General features: G+C 69.1%; 13 protein-coding genes and 1 tRNA gene. 3 read left to right on the top strand and 11 right to left on the bottom strand.

Annotation, left to right across the window (positions count from 1 at the left end):
* Positions 1-3: 3 nt before the first annotated feature.
* Complete coding sequence (locus AB7M35_RS18665) at positions 4-3384, bottom strand: autotransporter outer membrane beta-barrel domain-containing protein (RefSeq protein WP_453961926.1); 3381 nt, start codon at positions 3382-3384, stop codon at positions 4-6.
* A gap of 328 nt (positions 3385-3712) precedes the next feature.
* On the opposite strand from AB7M35_RS18665, the gene AB7M35_RS18660 reads away from it, so the two are divergent.
* A tRNA-Gly gene (locus AB7M35_RS18660) sits at positions 3713-3787 on the top strand.
* Between the two features lie 143 nt (positions 3788-3930).
* Here AB7M35_RS18660 and AB7M35_RS18655 read toward each other — a convergent pair.
* Complete coding sequence (locus tag AB7M35_RS18655) at positions 3931-4881, bottom strand: LysR family transcriptional regulator (RefSeq protein ID WP_453961925.1); 951 nt, start codon at positions 4879-4881, stop codon at positions 3931-3933.
* A 175-nt stretch (positions 4882-5056) separates the two neighbouring features.
* On the opposite strand from AB7M35_RS18655, the gene AB7M35_RS18650 reads away from it, so the two are divergent.
* Both AB7M35_RS18650 and AB7M35_RS18645 read left to right on the top strand, forming a co-directional pair.
* On the top strand, positions 5057-6118 hold the full coding sequence (locus AB7M35_RS18650) for a maleylacetate reductase (protein WP_453961924.1): 1062 nt from the start codon (positions 5057-5059) through the stop codon (positions 6116-6118).
* Positions 6119-6147: 29 nt separating this feature from the next.
* Positions 6148-7035: an intradiol ring-cleavage dioxygenase gene (locus tag AB7M35_RS18645; RefSeq protein ID WP_453961923.1), complete on the top strand. Its 888-nt coding sequence runs from the start codon at positions 6148-6150 to the stop codon at positions 7033-7035.
* Positions 7036-7075: 40 nt separating this feature from the next.
* On the opposite strand, the gene AB7M35_RS18640 is transcribed toward AB7M35_RS18645, so the two are convergent.
* The 9 genes from AB7M35_RS18640 to AB7M35_RS18600 all read right to left on the bottom strand — a co-directional run bounded on the left by AB7M35_RS18640 (position 7076) and on the right by AB7M35_RS18600 (position 15756).
* Positions 7076-8713, bottom strand: a complete 1638-nt coding sequence (locus AB7M35_RS18640; RefSeq protein WP_453961922.1) for an amidohydrolase — start codon at positions 8711-8713, stop codon at positions 7076-7078.
* Between the two features lie 75 nt (positions 8714-8788).
* Positions 8789-9325 (bottom strand): 3-hydroxyanthranilate 3,4-dioxygenase, encoded by a 537-nt coding sequence (locus tag AB7M35_RS18635; protein WP_453961921.1) that lies wholly within the window; start codon positions 9323-9325, stop codon positions 8789-8791.
* A gap of 112 nt (positions 9326-9437) precedes the next feature.
* Positions 9438-9842 (bottom strand): RidA family protein, encoded by a 405-nt coding sequence (locus tag AB7M35_RS18630; protein ID WP_453961920.1) that lies wholly within the window; start codon positions 9840-9842, stop codon positions 9438-9440.
* Positions 9843-9901: 59 nt separating this feature from the next.
* Positions 9902-11062, bottom strand: a complete 1161-nt coding sequence (locus tag AB7M35_RS18625) for an ABC transporter substrate-binding protein (RefSeq protein WP_453961919.1) — start codon at positions 11060-11062, stop codon at positions 9902-9904.
* Between the two features lie 71 nt (positions 11063-11133).
* The gene (locus AB7M35_RS18620; protein ID WP_453961918.1) at positions 11134-11892 is read right to left on the bottom strand and encodes an ABC transporter ATP-binding protein; all 759 of its coding nucleotides are present in this window, start codon (positions 11890-11892) and stop codon (positions 11134-11136) included.
* On the bottom strand, positions 11885-12640 hold the full coding sequence (locus tag AB7M35_RS18615; protein WP_453961917.1) for an ABC transporter ATP-binding protein: 756 nt from the start codon (positions 12638-12640) through the stop codon (positions 11885-11887). The genes AB7M35_RS18620 and AB7M35_RS18615 overlap by 8 nt, the downstream gene beginning before the upstream one ends.
* Positions 12637-13593 carry a branched-chain amino acid ABC transporter permease gene (locus AB7M35_RS18610; RefSeq protein WP_453961916.1) on the bottom strand — a complete coding sequence of 319 codons (957 nt, stop codon included), beginning with the start codon at positions 13591-13593 and terminating at the stop codon, positions 12637-12639. The genes AB7M35_RS18615 and AB7M35_RS18610 overlap by 4 nt, the downstream gene beginning before the upstream one ends.
* Entirely contained in the window at positions 13593-14453 is an 861-nt protein-coding gene (locus AB7M35_RS18605) for a branched-chain amino acid ABC transporter permease (RefSeq protein ID WP_453961915.1), read from the bottom strand. The genes AB7M35_RS18610 and AB7M35_RS18605 overlap by 1 nt, the downstream gene beginning before the upstream one ends.
* Positions 14454-14589: 136 nt before the next feature.
* Positions 14590-15756, bottom strand: coding sequence for an ABC transporter substrate-binding protein (locus AB7M35_RS18600; protein ID WP_453961914.1), 1167 nt, complete (start codon positions 15754-15756; stop codon positions 14590-14592).
* Between the last annotated feature and the right edge of the window lie 174 nt (positions 15757-15930).

Genomic DNA, 15930 nt, shown 5'->3' with positions numbered 1-15930 from the left:
GCTCTAGAAGCGCAGCGTGAAGCTGCCGCGCAGACCCTGGTCGCTGACGCCGTCGGCGATCTGGCCGGCATAGCTGAGGCCGAGGGTCGCGCGCGTGCCCACGGCGACATCCAGCCCGGCGTCCAGCACCAGCGCGTCCTCGGCGATCGCCTGCCCCGCGACGCCGAACACCGAGCCGCCGCTCGCGAACGCCAGCGGCACCTGCGTGTCGACGTCGCCGAAGGCGTGGCGCCAGCCGATGCCGCCCGACAGCCGTGCGGCCAGCGACGAGATCCGCACATCCGTCGCGCCGCGCAGGCCGACGGTGGTGAAGGTGGTGTCGTCGGTCCAGCCCGGGCTGGTGAGCGCCGCCGCGCCGCCCGTCTCGGTGAAGCCGTCGGTGTCGAGGTGGACGTACGCGACGCCGGCGAACGGCTCCAGCCGCACCCGGCCAAGGCCGATGCCGTAGGCCGCCTCGGCGAACAGCTGGACGCTGTAGGCGTCATAGTCCGACGACAGCGAATCGGTGAAACCGGTGAAGGCGACCGAGCGGTCCATGTCGGTGGCGTGCCAGGCGTAGGCACCGCCGCCGGAGAGGGTGAAGCCGCCCAGCCGTGTCGCGCCGTACGCGCCGACCGACGCGGTCTCCACGTCGGCGGACGAATTGCGCCCACCGACCTCGACGCTCGACTGGGAGTAGCCGGCAAGCACGCCGAGACGCGAGGCACCGCCGACGGCGCGATCGATGCCGACCGCGAAGCCGCCGATGGTGCGGTCGGCGGACGCCACGTTGCTGTCGCCGTCCTCGTTCGCCCACGAGCCGAAGCCCTGTCCCCAGGCGGCGAACGGCGCCTGTGCCGCGGTGGCCACCGCCGCCGCACCCGTCTCGCCGTAAGCCAGCACGCTCATGGCGGGCGGGGCGACCCGGTCGAAGGCGCCGCGGATACGGGCCAGCGCCGCATCGCGCACGAACTTGCTGTCCTCGATCATCCAGGACGCGGTCGTGGCGTAGGCCTCGCCGGAAAGCTGGTCCAGGGCCGCCGGCGTCGTCGCGGCGTTGAGCGCGGCGACCTCCTCCACGATGGGCGCCGTCGCCGGCAGCGAATCGAGCGCGGTGGCGACCGCGACCTGGTTGGGGGTCAGCGCATAGGTACGGAAGTCGACGCTGCTGCGGACGCTCTCCACCGTCACGCCCGACGGCGTGTAGACGAGCGTCACGTCCAGATAGGGATACTCGTCGGCGAACGGATCGGAGACGCTGTCGAAGGCGCCCGTCACCCCTCCCCCGGCCGTCAGCAGCGTCATGGTGTCGAAGCCGAAGGCGAGACCGGGCGCGGCGACCAGCTGAAGCGTGCCGCCGGAAATCGTCACCTTGCCCGTCGCGGCGATCAGGTCGCTGACGCCGCCGGGCTCCATCTCGGCCACGTAGGTGGATCCGGGAAGGAAGGAGACCGGACCGTTGACCGTGAGGGTGCCGACCGAATGGCCCGGCGAGAGCGTGCCGGAGTTGGTGAGCGCGCCGGTGATCGTGCCGTTGCCGGAGACGAGGCCGGTGTTGACGACGGCGCTGGCGATCGTCCCGTCGTTGGTGAGCGTGCCGGCGTTGGAGACCTCTGTGCCGGCAAGCGCCGTCACGGTTCCGGCGTTGTAGAAGGTCGCGCCGGCGGCGACCGTCACCGCGCCCGTCAGGCTTCCCGACAGCCCGAGCGTGCCGCCGGAGACCGTGGTGCCGCCCGAGTAGGTGCTGTCGCCGGCGAGCACCAGCGTGCCCGAGCCGAGCTTGGCGAGGCCGCCCGCGCCCGAGATGTCGTTCGCCCACACGTCGAACGCGTTGAAGCCCCCCTGGGAGGCATCCATCGTCACGGAAACCGTGGAGGCGAAGCTGCCGTAGCCGTCGGCGGCGGCGAAGAGGTTGATCCGGTCCCATCCGGAGCCGTTGTCAAGCGGGCCGCCCGAGGCGAGCGCCGTGGTGCGCAGCACCTCCGCCCGCTGGCCCGCGTCGAGATAGGGGAAGCGGGTGGCCAGCAGCGGCGCGGCCACGGCCAGTGTCGCCTGCTCGGCGGCCGTCGACCCCATTACGCGGCCGGCGGTCGCGCCGGGCGTGAAGCCGGTGCCGCCGTTGCCGTTGGGCACGTCGCTGTAGGTCGCGAGGTTCACGTACTGGGTGCGCAGATCGCGGAAGGTCTGGGCCGACGGGATGGCGCCGGAGGTGATGCAGCCGGCGAGATCGCCGCTGCACGCATCCGCATAGGGGGATTCGTTGAGGAAGCCCGCATCGCCGCCGAGCGTCACCCCCAGATCGGCGTTCGCCTGCTGGAACTGGGTCGGCAGCAGCCCGAAGCCGTTGGCGCCGCCGACGCCGGACGCCCCGCCGAGCGTCGCGATGGCATAGGCAACGTTGAAGGTTCCGATCATCCGGCCGCCGATGACGTCGAGCGGATAGTGAACTCCGAAGATGTTTCGGCTGCGTCCGAACTCGGCGCCGGCCATCACCACGTCCTTGAAGTAGCGTGGCGCCACGACCGCGGAGCCCACCCCGATCTGGGTTCCCAACGTGCTGTGGCCGCTCGGAAAGGCCGCGCTGTGGACATAGGCGCCCCAATCCTGAGCCTCCGGCCCGGACTGCAGGGTTCCGTGCTGCGTCGAAGTGTCGGAAAAGCTCGGATAGCTGTCGCGCTGGATCGAGATCGCATAGGGCGATGGCACCGCATTGGCTCCGGTCAACTGGGTCCAGCGGTTGTTGTGGATGGTCATGGAGGTGAGGAACGGCCGCGGGTCGGCGATTGTGTCCGGCCAGGAGCCCCCGCCGGGGCGCGGGTAATTGGAATAGGCGTTCGACACGTTAGCATAGTAGGTCTTCGCCGCGCCTGCGCTGATGGCATCCAGGCTGTTAAGGAGGACGTAGTAGCTGTCGGGTCCGGCGCCGGCTCCGGGCGTGATCAGGTCGCCGACGTTGAAGCTCTCGCTGGGCGTGCCCCCGCCCGACGCGGAGATGGTCCAGTCGGCCATGTTCCAGACGTTGAACACCGGCACGTAGAAGTACGTTGAATTCGTGTCCGGCGTCCCCGGCACAGCAGGTCCGTAGGGCAGCTGGGAATTGATCGCGGCAAGGTCGCGGAACTCGCCCGCCGTCATGCTGGTGGCGACGGCTCCGAAACTCGGCGTCAGGAAGACGTTCTCGACGAGGCTGAGGTTTTCCTGCAGCACGCTGCCCTGGCTGACCGGGCCGTTCTTGTAGGCCGTGAACTGCGACAGCAGGTTCTGGTAGCCGCAGGGATTGGCTTGTCCGCCGCAACCGAAGAAGCCGCCGTCGGACGCATCGCTCTGGGCGAGGGCCGCGTTGCCCGCCGCAAGACCGAGACCCGCGGCGAGGACCGCCGCGCGAGAGACCCCGTTCCACCCCACGCCCATGCCCGTCCCGCCCTGATCCGGCCTCGCGGCGCCCACCGGACGCGGCGGCGCGCAAGGACCCTCGTCCAGCCCCGGCCGCCCCTTTCAGCGACCGAAGGTTTTGCTATCGATTGCAGATAACAACACGGTGAAAATCCTGCCTAGCCCCCGAATTCTCTGGGGGTTTGCGCCCGGTCATCGGCCGGAGCGGCGAGCGGCGTGGCCGCTCCGGGTTCTCCCCGACGAATTTCCCACAGGCGATTGAAAGGGTGTTGCATTCCACCGCCCAATCCGCCATATCGACAGCCTCAGTGACGCCAACGCCTTCGGGCGGGCGGCGTTTGCGGGCGTAGCTCAGGGGTAGAGCACAACCTTGCCAAGGTTGGGGTCGTGGGTTCGAATCCCATCGCCCGCTCCATTTTCTCCGGACATTTCCTTCGAAATCCAACGGACCCGAAAATGGAGCGGCCGCCGCCGTGGCGGCGATCGCATCGATGCTGAGACCCTGCTTTTCGCAATGACTGATTTTCGCCCGGCGCCACCCGCCAGGGCCATCGATGCTCAGCGTCCCCGCGCGGCCGCCTTGTCGTGGCGGTCCATTTCGTCGCGGAGGGCGGCGGTGCGGGCGTGGATGTGGCGGGCGAAGCGCTCCACGGCCGGCGACGACGCCGCCCCCGCGCCGCGCAGCAGGCCGAGCGCGCGCTCCGGATGCGGCACGGTGACCGGCAGCGCCGTCACCGCGCGGTCCCCCCGGAGTGCGAACACCACGCTGCGGGGCAGGATCGTCAGCGCGTTGGTCGCCTTCATGACGTTGAGGACGCCGATCAGCGAGCTGCCGGTGTAGCGGATCTTCGGCTCGGCCTCGCCCAACGACAGGATCAGGCTGGTGAGGTCGGCGAGCAGCGGGCTGTCGGGCGGCGGCGCGATCCACGGATAGTCGAGGAGCGCGCGCGGGTCCGGCCTGCGCTTCATGAGAAGCGGATGCGTGGCGCCGCACGCCACCACGTTGCGGCCCGGCAGCAGCGCGCCGAACTCCAGCCCGGAGCCCTCGTCGAGCAGGTCGATGGGGCAGATGGCGAGGTCGATCCGGTCGGCCGAGAGCGCCGCCCGGAGCGCCGGGAAATAGCCGTAGGTCTGGTCGATCCGCACGTCCGGATGGGCGTTCTGGAAGTCGGCGATGAGGCCGGAGATCAGCCCGTCCATGAAGAACGGGGTGCCGGCGACGCGCACCACCCCCGAGCCGCCCTTCCGGAAGCTCTCCACCATCTCCGACGCCTTGCGCGACGCCGTCAGCATGGTCTGGCCGTGCTCGGCCAGCGCCCGGCCGAGCGGCGTCGGCAGCAGCGGCCGCCTGCCCTTCACGAACAGCGGCTCGCCGATGCGCTTCTCCAGCATCGACAGCGTGCGCGAGACCGCCGGCTGGGACAGGCCGAGCAGCGCTGCGCCCTCGGTGACGCCGCCGGCCTGGATCACCGCCGCCAGCTGGACGAGATGACGTTCGTCTAGTTTCATAACGATCCGGTATATTGATCCGCGCTGAAATCATCAATCGCAAGGCGGCGGCTGTTAGGATGCCGCCGACCGTGCCAGTGTCCGGCGGCGCGGCGGGCCGATCCGGCTGGATTCAGGCGCGGGGCCGACCCGCCCCGTGCCCACCCGCCGAACCCCGAGCGACCAAGGAGCGACCGTGACCCCCAGTTTCCGCTACAGCGGCACGCCCAACCGGATCGTCTTCGGCGAGGGCGCGAGCGCCACCGTCGGCGAATGGATCGAGACACTCGGCTGCAGCCGGGCGCTGGTGCTCGTGACGCCGGCCCAGGCGGCCGACGGCGCGGCACTCGCCGAGCGCCTGGGCCGCCAGGCCGTCGGCGTGTTCGACGGCGCGGCCATGCACACCCCGGTGGAGGTGACTGAGCGGGCGCTGGCTGCCGTGGACGATGTCGGCGCCGACTGTCTGGTCGCGCTCGGCGGCGGCTCCACCACCGGGCTCGGCAAGGCCATCGCCTACCGCACCAACCTGCCGCAGATCGTCGTGCCCACCACCTACGCCGGCTCGGAGGTGACGCCGATCCTCGGCCAGACCGAGCATGGCGAGAAGACCACGCTGAAGGATCCGCGCGTGCTGCCGGAGGTGGTGATCTACGACCCGCTGCTGACGCTCGGCCTGCCGGTCGACATGAGCGTGACCAGCGCCCTCAACGCCATGGCCCATGCCGCCGAGGGCCTCTACGCCCGCGACCGCAATCCGATCACCACGATGATGGCGGCCGAAGGCCTGCGGGCGATGCAGGCGGCCCTGCCGGTGCTGGTGCGCGCGCCCGCCGACGTCGAGGCGCGCGGCGACGCCCTCTACGGCGCCTGGCTGTGCGGCACGGTGCTCGGCGCCGTCGGCATGGCGCTGCACCACAAGATCTGCCACACGCTCGGCGGCTCCTTCGACACGCCCCATGCCGCCACCCACGCGATCATGCTGCCGCACACGGTGGGCTTCAACTCCGCCGCGGTGCCGGACCAGCTACAGCCCGTGTCGGACGTGTTCGGCGGCTCGCCCGGCCAGGCGCTCTACGACTTCGCCAAGGCGATCGGCGCGCCGCTGAAGCTGCGCGATCTCGGGCTCAGCGAGGCCGATCTCGACCGCGCCGCCGACATCGCCGTCCGCAACGCCTACTGGAACCCGCGGCCGATCGACCGCCAGTCCATCCGCGTCCTGCTACAGGATGCCTGGAACGGCACCCGTCCGCAGACCTGACAGAACACGTGAGCTTGGGGAGAACCGTCATGGACGCACACGAGAAGGGCTTCTTCACGGAAGAGGATTCCGTCGAGGTCGTGACCGGCCGCAACGCCAACGCGAAGGACGCGCGGCTGAAGGAGATCATGGAGGTCGTCACGCGCAAGCTGCACGAGGCGGTGAAGGAGATCGAGCCGACCCAGGAGGAGTGGTTCGAGGCGATCATGTTCCTCACCCGCACCGGCCAGATGTGCAACGAGTGGCGGCAGGAGTTCATCCTGCTGTCGGACGTGCTCGGCGTCTCGATGCTGGTCGACGCCATCGACAACCGCAAGCCGTCGGGGGCGTCCGAAAGCACCGTGCTGGGGCCGTTCCACGTCGCCGACGCGCCCCAGCTGCCGATGGGCGCCAACATCTGCCTCGACGCCAAGGGCGAGGACATGGTCGTCTCCGGCCGCATCCTCGACCTGGAGGGAAAGCCGGTGGAGGGCGCGGTGCTCGACGTCTGGCAGGCCAACGACGAGGGCTTCTACGACGTCCAGCAGAAGGGCCTGCAGCCGGATTTCAACCTGCGCGGCGTGTTCCGCACCGGCGCCGACGGCCGCTACTGGTTCCGCGCGGTGAAGCCGCGCTACTACCCGATCCCGGACGACGGGCCGGTGGGCCAGCTGCTCGGCGCGCTCGGCCGCCACCCCTACCGGCCGGCGCACCTGCACTACATCATCAAGGCCGACGGCTTCCAGACGCTGACGACCCACATCTTCGACCCGGACGACCAGTACATCGAGTCCGACGCGGTGTTCGGGGTGAAGCAGAGCCTGCTCGCCGACTTCCAGCGGGTCCACGATCCCGACCGCGCCAGGGAATACGAATTCCGCGGCGACGACTTCTGGGAGATCGAGGCGGACTTCGTGCTCGCCCCCCGGAAGGCCTGACGGAGCGGCCGGCCGGCAGCGAACGCCCCGGCGGTCGGCCTCAGCCCTCGAACACCGTGCGGCCGCCGACCATGGTGCGCACGGCCCGGACCGTGTGAAGCGCCGCGTCCGGCACCGTGAGGATGTCGTCGGAAAGCACCACCAGATCGGCGAGCTTGCCAGGCTCCAGCGAGCCCGTGCGGTGCTCCTGGAAGGCGTAGCGGGCGGCAGCACTCGTATAGAGCCGGATCGCCTCCTCGCGGGTGATCGCCTCCCCCGCCCCGTAGACGTCGCCGCCCGCATCCCGCCGGGTCACCATGAAGGCGATGTTGATGAAGGGGTCGAGGTCGTTGATGCCGTAGTCGGTGCCGGCGCCCAGCAGATCCAGGCCCATCCGGTCGATGAGGCTGCGCATAGGCACCGCCCGGTCGGCGGTTTCCTTGCCGAGGAAGCGCGCGACGGCGGCCGCCTTGGTCCACAGGAAGGTGGGCTGCGCGTCGACGCGCACGCCCAGCCGCTTCGCCCGGTCCATCTGGTCGGGCTGCATCAGGCTGCCGTGGATGACGATGAAGCGGCGCTCCAGGATGGAGCGCTCGGCGTCGGCGGCCTCGTAGGCGTCGAGCACGGCGTCGATGGCCGCATCGCCCACGGCGTGGATGCCGACGCGCCAGTCGTTGCGGTTGGCGACGGCGACCAGGTGGTCCAGGCGGCGCGGCTCGATCACCCAGGTGCCGTGATAGTTCGGATCGTCCGGATAGGGATCGCGCATGGCCGCGGTGCGCAGCGTCATGCCGCCGTCGACCTGCAGCTTGACGCCGGAGAGGCTGAGCCACGTGTCGCCGAAGTCGGAGGTGGCGCCGGTGAGCGCGAAGAAGCGCTCCCACTCCTCGGCCGTCATGGCGGGATTGAGGTCGCCGGTCGGCGCGAACATCAGGCTCAGGCGCAGCGTCTGCTCGCCGGCAAGCCGGATGGAATTGTAGTGGCGCACGTCCTGCGGATTGACGGCGGCGCTGATGGCCGACGTCAGGCCGCAGGAATTGAGATGCTCCTGGGCGTCGACCAGCTGCTGGCGGCGCGCCTCCGGGCTCCATCCCGGGAACGCGGCGATCACCATGCGCTCGGCCGCCTCCTCCAGCACGCCGGACGGCTCGCCGTCGGCGTCGCGGTGGATGGTGCCGCCTTCGGGATCGGGCGTGTCGCGGGTGACGCCGGCGGCGGCCAGCGACAGCGAGTTCAGCATCGAGAAGTGGCCGACCGGCAGGTAGAGCGGGTTGTCTGGGGCGACGGCGTCGAGCTCGGCACGGGTGAGAAACCGCTTCTCGGCAAGCTGCGACTGCGGGTGCCAGAGCTGGCCCATCACCCATTCGCCGGGCGCGCGGCCATCGACGAACGCCTTCAGCCGCGCCAGCGCCTCGTCGACGGTGTGGACGCCCCGGAAGTCGACCGTGTGCTTGAGGAGACCGGCCTCCTCGACGTGCACGTGGGTGTCGATCAGGCCGGGCAGCACGGTGGCGCCGCCGAGATCCTCGACGATCGTCTCCGGCCCGGCCAGCGCCAGCACCTCGTCATCCGCGCCGGTCGCGACGATCCGCTCCCCCTTGATGGCGAGCGCGGAGACGATCGTGAAGGTGGCATCGGCCGTCACGATCTTCGCGTTGTGGAGGATCCGGTCGGGTTCGAGCGGTCCGGATTGACGCATGGACGGGCCTCGGCTGGAAACGCAAACAGAATAGCGGCGCGGCGCCGGCGGACGGCGCCGCGCGGAACGGAGGCGTCAGACGCCGTCGGGACGCGGCATGGTGTTGCCGCACTTGTCGCAGGTGCGGTTTTCCTCGCTGTCGAAGAAGTTCGCATAGGCCTTGGAGACCGGGTCCGCGCGGTAGTCGGAGACGGTGAAGGTCTCCTCGTGCAGCAGCGCGTCGCAGCTCGGGCAGTACCACTGGAAGCGATCGGCCTCGCCCTCACGGCGGATGCGCTCGGAGACCAGCAGGAAGGCGTCCGGGGGAAAGCGCGGGGAGTGCGGCATGCCGGCGGGGGTGAAATTCAGCCCGCCTTCCGGCACCACCACGATCTCCTCGCTGCCGTCCTCCTTGCGGATGTGCAGGTTCATCTGGCCGCGGATCATGTACATGATCTCGTCGGACGGATTGATGTGGAATTCGCTGCGGTATTCGCGGCCGCGGGCGACGAAGGTCAGCGCGTCGGGCTCCTGCCACAGCACCTTCACGCGCTTGCCGGTTTCCGACAGCTCCTTCACCGCGTCCTCGAGCTGGACGACCGGCGCGACGGACAATGAGCGCTGGTAGTACATCGGTCTCTCTTCCCTGTTGCGCGGGCCCTTCGCGGCGCCGCTTAGAGCCTTCTCCGATCAGGCGAAATCGTCTGATCGACAAGCAACGGCTCAGGATTCAATCAGTTGAGCGTCAGCCCAGATAGGCGACGCAGTCGATCTCGACGTTGACCCCGGTACGGTGCGGCGTGCCGCCGATGCAGGTGCGGGTCACCTTCTCGCCGTCCATGAAGTCGCGGAACACCTCGTTGAAGGCTGGGAAATCGGCGACGTCGCGCAGGCAGACGCGCATGTTGATGACCTGCGCCATGGTCGCGCCACCCGCCTCGAGGACGCTCTTCAGGTTGTCGAGGGTGCGCAGCGTCTGCTCGCGAATGTCGGCGGACACGACCTGCTTGGTCTCCGGGTCCAGCGGCCCCTGCCCCGACACGTAGATGAAGTCGCCGGCGCGGATCGCCTGGGCGAGCGGCGACGGCTTGGTCTGGTCGGTGAAGCCGGTGACCGGCGCGTTCTTCGACTGGATGATCTCTTTGGGCATCTCTTCCTCCGTGCCCGGGCGCGAACGCACCCGGGCCGTCGCCTGGGATCGGGACTGCGTTATTTCGCAGGCTCGAAGGTCTCGAACTCGACGTTGCCGTAGTGGTCGCCGACCTTCTCGACCTTGCGCAGATAGATGTTCTGGACGATGTCGCGGGTCTCCGGATCGATGGAGATCGGGCCGCGCGGGCTCTCCCATTCCATCCCCTTCATCGCCTCGACCAGCGCCGTGCCGTCGGCGTCGCCGCCGGTCTTGTCGAGGGCGGCGTAGATCAGCGCCATCGCGTCGTAGCCGCTGACGGCCATGATCGACGGCATGGCATCGGCGCCGGCCGCCTTCTTGAAGGCCGCGACGAACTCCTTGTTGAGGTCGGACGGGTGCTCCATGGAATACGGGTAGGACGTGACCACACCGTCGGCCGCGTCGCCCACCGCCGGCATCGACGGCTCGAAGGTGATGTCGCCGGTGCCGACGAGCTTGATGCCGGCTTCCTCCAGCCCCTTCTCCCGGTACGCCTTCATGAGACCGGCCATCACGTCGCCGGCGTTGACGAAGGCGAAGATGACGTCAGGCTTGGCGTCCTTGATCTTCTGCATGTAGGGGGCGAAGTCGACCGTCATCAGCGGCGTGCGGACGTTGCCGACCACCTCGCCGCCGGCCTTCGGGAACGCCTCGAGGAAGGCCGCCTCGGTGTCGTGGCCGGGCCGGTAGTCGCCGACGATGACGTAGGCCTTCTTGAAGTCGTTGTCGACGAGCCACTGGGCCATCGGCGGCACCAGGGTGGGCAGGCTGAAGGACACCCGCACCATGTAGTCCGATGCCTTGGTGAGGCCGCCGGCGGCGGCGTTCATCACGACCATCGGCACCTTCGCCTCGGTGGCGATCGGGGCGACGGCGGCGGCGTTGGGCGTGAAGCCGAAGCCGGTGAGCACGTCGATCTTGTCGCGCACCACGAACTCCTGGGCCATGCGCTTGGCCACGTCCGGGTTCGGGCCGCCGACGTCCTTGATGATGACTTCGACCTGCTTGCCGCCGGCCTCGGTGCCGTTGATCGCCTGAAAGGCCTCCACGCCGCCCTTGAACTGGGCGCCGAACTCGGCGAACGGGCCGGACATCTCGCCGACGAGACCGACCTTCACGGTGTCCGCGGCAAGGCCCGCGCCGGTGCCGAGCAGCACCATGGCGGCGGTGGTCGCGATCAGTCTTCTCATGTGCTTCATCGCTGGTTCCTCTTCCCCTTGTGTTGTCGTGTTCCGATGCCGGGCGCGTGCCTGCGATCCGGCAGCTTCGGTCAGCTTCGCGCCGTCCCCGCGCCGGCTCCCTCAACCGGCGCCGGATCGGCGGGTTCGTTTCCGACGCCGAGCAGCCGGTCGAGCGTCTCGTGGTCTTCGGCGAGGTCGCGCGAGCGCGCGCTGTGGACGATCTGCCCGCGCTCCAGGATCACCGCGTCGTGGCTCAGCGCCAGCGCGACGATCGGGTGCTGCTCGACCACCACGCAGGTCAGGCCCTCGTCCCGCGACAGCGCCACGACGCGCTGGGAGAGTTCATCGACCACGATGGGTGCCAGGCCCTCCATCGGCTCGTCGAGAAGCAGCAGCCGGGGATTGGTCATCAGCGCCCGGGCGATCGCCAGCATCTGCTGCTCGCCGCCGGAAAGCTGGTTGCCGTAGTTGCGCCGGCGCTCCTCGAGGCGCGGGAACAGCCCGTAGACCCGCTTCAGCGTCCACGGGCCACGGGTGGCGATCACCGTCATGTGCTCTTCCACCGTCAGCGACGGGAACACCTCGCGCTCCTGGGGCACCCAGCCGAGGCCGGCGCGCACGCGGGCGTGCGGCGGCAGGCGCGTGATGTCCACGCCGTCGAGGTGCAGGCTGCCGCCGCGCAGGCGGGTGTTGCCCATGATCGTCTCGAGCAGCGTCGACTTGCCGACGCCGTTGCGGCCGAGCACGGCAAGGCTCTCGCCCGGCCGGATCGTCAGGGAGACCTCGTCGAGGACGATGCCGTCGCCGTAGCCGGCGGTAACGCCGTCGAGGCGCAGGAGATCAGACATGGGTGCCTCCGAGGTAGGCGGCACGGACGTCGTCGTTGCGCCGGATCTCGTCAGGCGTGCCCTCGGCGAGGACCGCGCCGGAGGTCAGCACGACGATGCGGCGGGCGAAGCGGAAGACGAGCTGCATGTCGTGCTCGATGAACAGCACGCTGATGTCGTCCGGCAGCGCGTCCACCACCTCGAACACCTCGCGGCTCTCGCCGGCCGGGATGCCGGCCGCCGGTTCGTCGAGCAGCAGGATGCGGGGCTTGGCGGCCAGCGCCAGCGCGATCTCCAGCAGGCGCTGCTTGCCGTAGGCGAGTTCTCCGGTCGGCACCCGCGCATGCTCGATGAGCCGGAGCCGCGCCAGCAGCGCTTCCGCCTCGTCGGCGACCTCGCCGAACCCGCCGAGCCGCTTCCACCAGATGCCGGCGAGATCGTCGCGCTCGGCGATCGCCAGCGACACCGCTTCCAGCGGCGTCAGGTGGGGAAACAGCGTGTTGATCTGGAAGGTGCGCGTCAGCCCGAGCTTCGTGCGGGCGCGCGTGTCGAGCCGGGTCACGTCCTTCGCGCCGATGCGGATCGTACCTGCGGTCGGCTTCAGGGTGCCCGTCAACAGATTGACGAAGGTGGTCTTGCCGGCGCCGTTCGGGCCGATCAGCGCATGGCGGGCGCCGACCGGCAGGTCGAGCGTCACGCCGTTGACCGCGACGATGCCGCCGAAGGCGACGGTCAGGCCGGAAACGGAAAGGGCCGCAACGCTGCTCATGACCGGTCCGTCCGAACGAGGCGCGACAGGCCGCCGAGGATGCCGCCCGCGCCGGTCATGACGACGGCCATCAGGAACAGGCCGAGCCAGAACATCCAGTAGGCGGGGCTGAGGTCGGCGAAGAAGTCGTGGACGACCATGTAGACCAGCGCGCCGACGATGCCGCCGTAGAGCCGGCCGGTGCCGCCGAGCACCAGGATGATGAGCACCATGGCGGAGCGGTCGATGCTCAGGGTGTCGAGACCGACGAACTCGGTGGTCTGGGTGAGCAGCGCGCCGGCGACGCCGGCCAGCGCCGCGGAGGCCGCATAGGCGAACCGCAGCCGACCCTCGACGGGCGAGCCGAGCGCGTACATGCGCTTGCGGTTGCCGTGGATGCCCTTCAGCGCCAGCCCGTAGGGCGACTGCAGCAGCCGCCGCACGACGAGGAACAGCAGCACCACCACCGCGAAGGCGTAGATGAACGCCGTCTTGCCCCAGAGATCGAAGTGGAACACGCCGAAGATCGGCCACATGGAGATTCCCTGCAGGCCGTCGGAGCCACCGGTGATGGAGGTCGCCTGGTTGGCCACCTCGGCGAAGATGGCGCCGACCGCGATGGTCACCATCAGCTGGGTCAGCTCCGCCGCGCGCACGATCAGGTAGCTCAGCACGTAGGCGACCAGGCCGCACACGACGAACGCCAGCGCCAGCCCGCTGACCGGCTCGGCCCAGCCGGACTTGGCGAGGATGCCCGCCCCGTAGGCCCCCATTCCGAAGAAGACGGCGTGGCCCAGCGTCAGAATGCCGGCGTAGCCGAGCGCGATGTCGAGCGAGAGCGCGAACAGCGCGGCGATGAGGATCTGGGTCAGCAGATAGAGCCGGTCGGGAAACACGAAGAACGTCGCCGCCAGCGCCAGCCAGAACAGGACTTCGAGCGCGACCAGACCGCGGCGGGGAATATGGACGGCCATCAGCGCGCGCCCTTCTTCGCGATGATGCCGTTCGGGCGCGCGAGCAGCAGCGCCAGCATCAACAGGTAGATGAGGAAGCCGCCGGTCTGGGGCACGTAGTACTTGCCCGCCACGTCGCCAACGCCCACCAGCAGGGCCGCCAGGAACGGGCCGGTGATCGTGCCGGCGCCGCCGACGCAGACGACCATCAGGAAGTAGACCATGTACTTCAGCGGAAAGACCGGGTTGAGCGTCAGCATGCCGAGGCTGAGCGCGCCGCCGAAGCCGGCCAGCCCGCAGCCGAGCGTGAAGGTCAACAGGAACAGGCGATCCACGTTGATGCCGCTGCCCTGGGCGACCCGCTGGTTGTCCACAGCGGCGCGGATCATGGCGCCGAAGCGGGTGCGGTTCAGCCCGGCCACCAGCCCGAGGACGACGATGCCGCCCACGACAATCAGGAACAGCCGGTAGCGACTGAGCTCGGCGCCGAAGGCGGTGAAGTTGCCGGCGAGATAGTCCGGCATCTGGAAGGCCTGCATCGTCGGGCCGAAGACGTAGGTCGTGGCCGCGATCGAGGCGAAGACGAGCCCGATGGTGAACAGCACCTGCTCCAGCGGGTGGGCCCGGTAGAGCCGCCGCACGAACAGGAACTCGATCACCGCACCGGTCGCAGCCCCCGCGAGGAAGCCCACCGCGAGGCCCGCCGGAAACCCGAAGCCGTAGGTGTTCATCACCACGGCGGCCGTATAGCCGCCGACCATCGCGAACGTGCCATGGGCGAGATTGACGAAGTTCATCAGGCCCATCGTCACCGACAGGCCGACGCTGATCAGGAACAGGAGCGCGCCGAATGCCAGGCCGTCAAAGACGACAATTCCCATTACGTGCGGCCTTTCTCAGATCCGAGCCGTTGGAGGCGGCCAACCATAGCCGCTTCGCTGTCGCGCTTCTTCTTCGCAGTTCGGGCGACGCGGGCCGCCCCTCGCCGGAGGGACGGTCCGCGTCGCTCCCCCTCGCCTATTCCTTGCCGGGATCGACCACCATCGGCATCGTCTCGAACTCGACGTTGTAGAGGCCGTCGGGCGTGTTCTTGGTCTCGCGGATGTAGATGTTCTGGACGATGTCGCGGTCGTCGGCGCTGATCTCGATCGGCCCGCGCGGGCTCTCGAACTTCATGCCGGTCAGCAGCTTCATCACCTTCTCGCCGTCGGAGACGTCGCCGCCCAGCTCCTCGGTCGCCTTGTAGATCGCCGCGAGGCCGTCATAGGCCGCCACCGCCATGAAGTTCGGGCGCGGCTTGCCGCCGGACACCTCGTTGTAGGTGTCGACGAACTGCTTGTTGAGCTCGCTGTCGTGGGCGGCCGAGTAGTGCGCCGCCGTGACCAGCCCGACCGCGTCGTCGCCCATCGAATCCAGCGAGTTGTCGTCGACGAGGTCGCTGGTGCCGAGCGCCTTGATGCCGTCGGTGTCGAGGCCGCGGGCCCGGTAGGCCTTCAGCATCGTGTTGGCCAGTTCGCCGGACGGGAACCACATGAAGATCGCATCCGGCTTGGCGTCCTTGATGCGCTGCATGTAGGGCCCGAAGTCCGGGCTGGAGAGCGGCACGGCGATCTCGCCGACGATCTCGCCGCCGCCGGCCTTGAAGATCTTGGTGAACTGGGTGTTGGCGTCGCGGCCCGGCGCGTAGTCGGCGTAGAGGGTGTAGACGGTCTTGATGTCCTGCTGGTTCGCCCACTTGGCGATGCCGAAGGCATGCTGCGCCAGGGTCATGGAGACCCGCGCGATGTAGGGCGACTTGGTCGGGATGCTCGACGTCGCCGCGTTGAAGATGATCATCGGCGTCTTCGATTCCGTCGCCAGCGGCGCCGCGGCGAAGGCGTTCGGGCTGAACCCGTAGCCGACGAGGAAGTCGACCTTGTCGCGGACGATGAGCTCCTGGGTCAGGCGCTTGGCGACGTCGGGGTTCGGTCCGCCACTGTCCTTGACGACGATCTCGACCTTGCGGCCGTCGACCGTGTCGCCGTGCTGCGCCATGTAGGTCTTCATGCCGTTCATCATCTGCAGGCCGTACTCGGCCTGGGCGCCCGACATCGGCGCCACGAAGCCCAGCTTCAGGGGCTCGGCAGCGGCCGCGCTCCCGGCCAGAAGCGCCGTGGCCAAAAGCGTCGCAGCAAGTCTAGCCATGTCCGTCTCCCTCAAATGTCGGCACGCACCGACGGATCAGCGCGGGAGGATAGGTCGGCGAATTTCGATATTGCAACGAAAATTCGGCCCCTGCCACATCGGAATGGCGGGGCTGCGCACGCTTGGATCGCCAAGCCTGAAATCTAGACAGAAGGTGACGCATTTGCAGGCGGC

This window comes from Amorphus suaedae (genome assembly GCF_053629675.1).
The sequence above is the reverse complement of the archived record's forward strand: the minus strand, read 5'-3'. Positions and strand labels throughout refer to the sequence as shown.

What these genes read in the sequence shown, in the direction of transcription:
- AB7M35_RS18645 (WP_453961923.1), top strand. Translation starts at nt 6,148, where the DNA reads ATGGACGCACACGAGAAGGGCTTCTTCACGGAAGAGGATTCCGTCGAG.
- AB7M35_RS18610 (WP_453961916.1), bottom strand. Translation starts at nt 13,593, where the DNA reads ATGGCCGTCCATATTCCCCGCCGCGGTCTGGTCGCGCTCGAAGTCCTG.
- AB7M35_RS18605 (WP_453961915.1), bottom strand. Translation starts at nt 14,453, where the DNA reads ATGGGAATTGTCGTCTTTGACGGCCTGGCATTCGGCGCGCTCCTGTTC.
- AB7M35_RS18640 (WP_453961922.1), bottom strand. Translation starts at nt 8,713, where the DNA reads ATGCGTCAATCCGGACCGCTCGAACCCGACCGGATCCTCCACAACGCG.
- AB7M35_RS18625 (WP_453961919.1), bottom strand. Translation starts at nt 11,062, where the DNA reads ATGAAGCACATGAGAAGACTGATCGCGACCACCGCCGCCATGGTGCTG.
- AB7M35_RS18600 (WP_453961914.1), bottom strand. Translation starts at nt 15,756, where the DNA reads ATGGCTAGACTTGCTGCGACGCTTTTGGCCACGGCGCTTCTGGCCGGG.
- AB7M35_RS18635 (WP_453961921.1), bottom strand. Translation starts at nt 9,325, where the DNA reads ATGTACTACCAGCGCTCATTGTCCGTCGCGCCGGTCGTCCAGCTCGAG.
- AB7M35_RS18620 (WP_453961918.1), bottom strand. Translation starts at nt 11,892, where the DNA reads ATGTCTGATCTCCTGCGCCTCGACGGCGTTACCGCCGGCTACGGCGAC.
- AB7M35_RS18630 (WP_453961920.1), bottom strand. Translation starts at nt 9,842, where the DNA reads ATGCCCAAAGAGATCATCCAGTCGAAGAACGCGCCGGTCACCGGCTTC.
- AB7M35_RS18615 (WP_453961917.1), bottom strand. Translation starts at nt 12,640, where the DNA reads ATGAGCAGCGTTGCGGCCCTTTCCGTTTCCGGCCTGACCGTCGCCTTC.
- AB7M35_RS18655 (WP_453961925.1), bottom strand. Translation starts at nt 4,881, where the DNA reads ATGAAACTAGACGAACGTCATCTCGTCCAGCTGGCGGCGGTGATCCAG.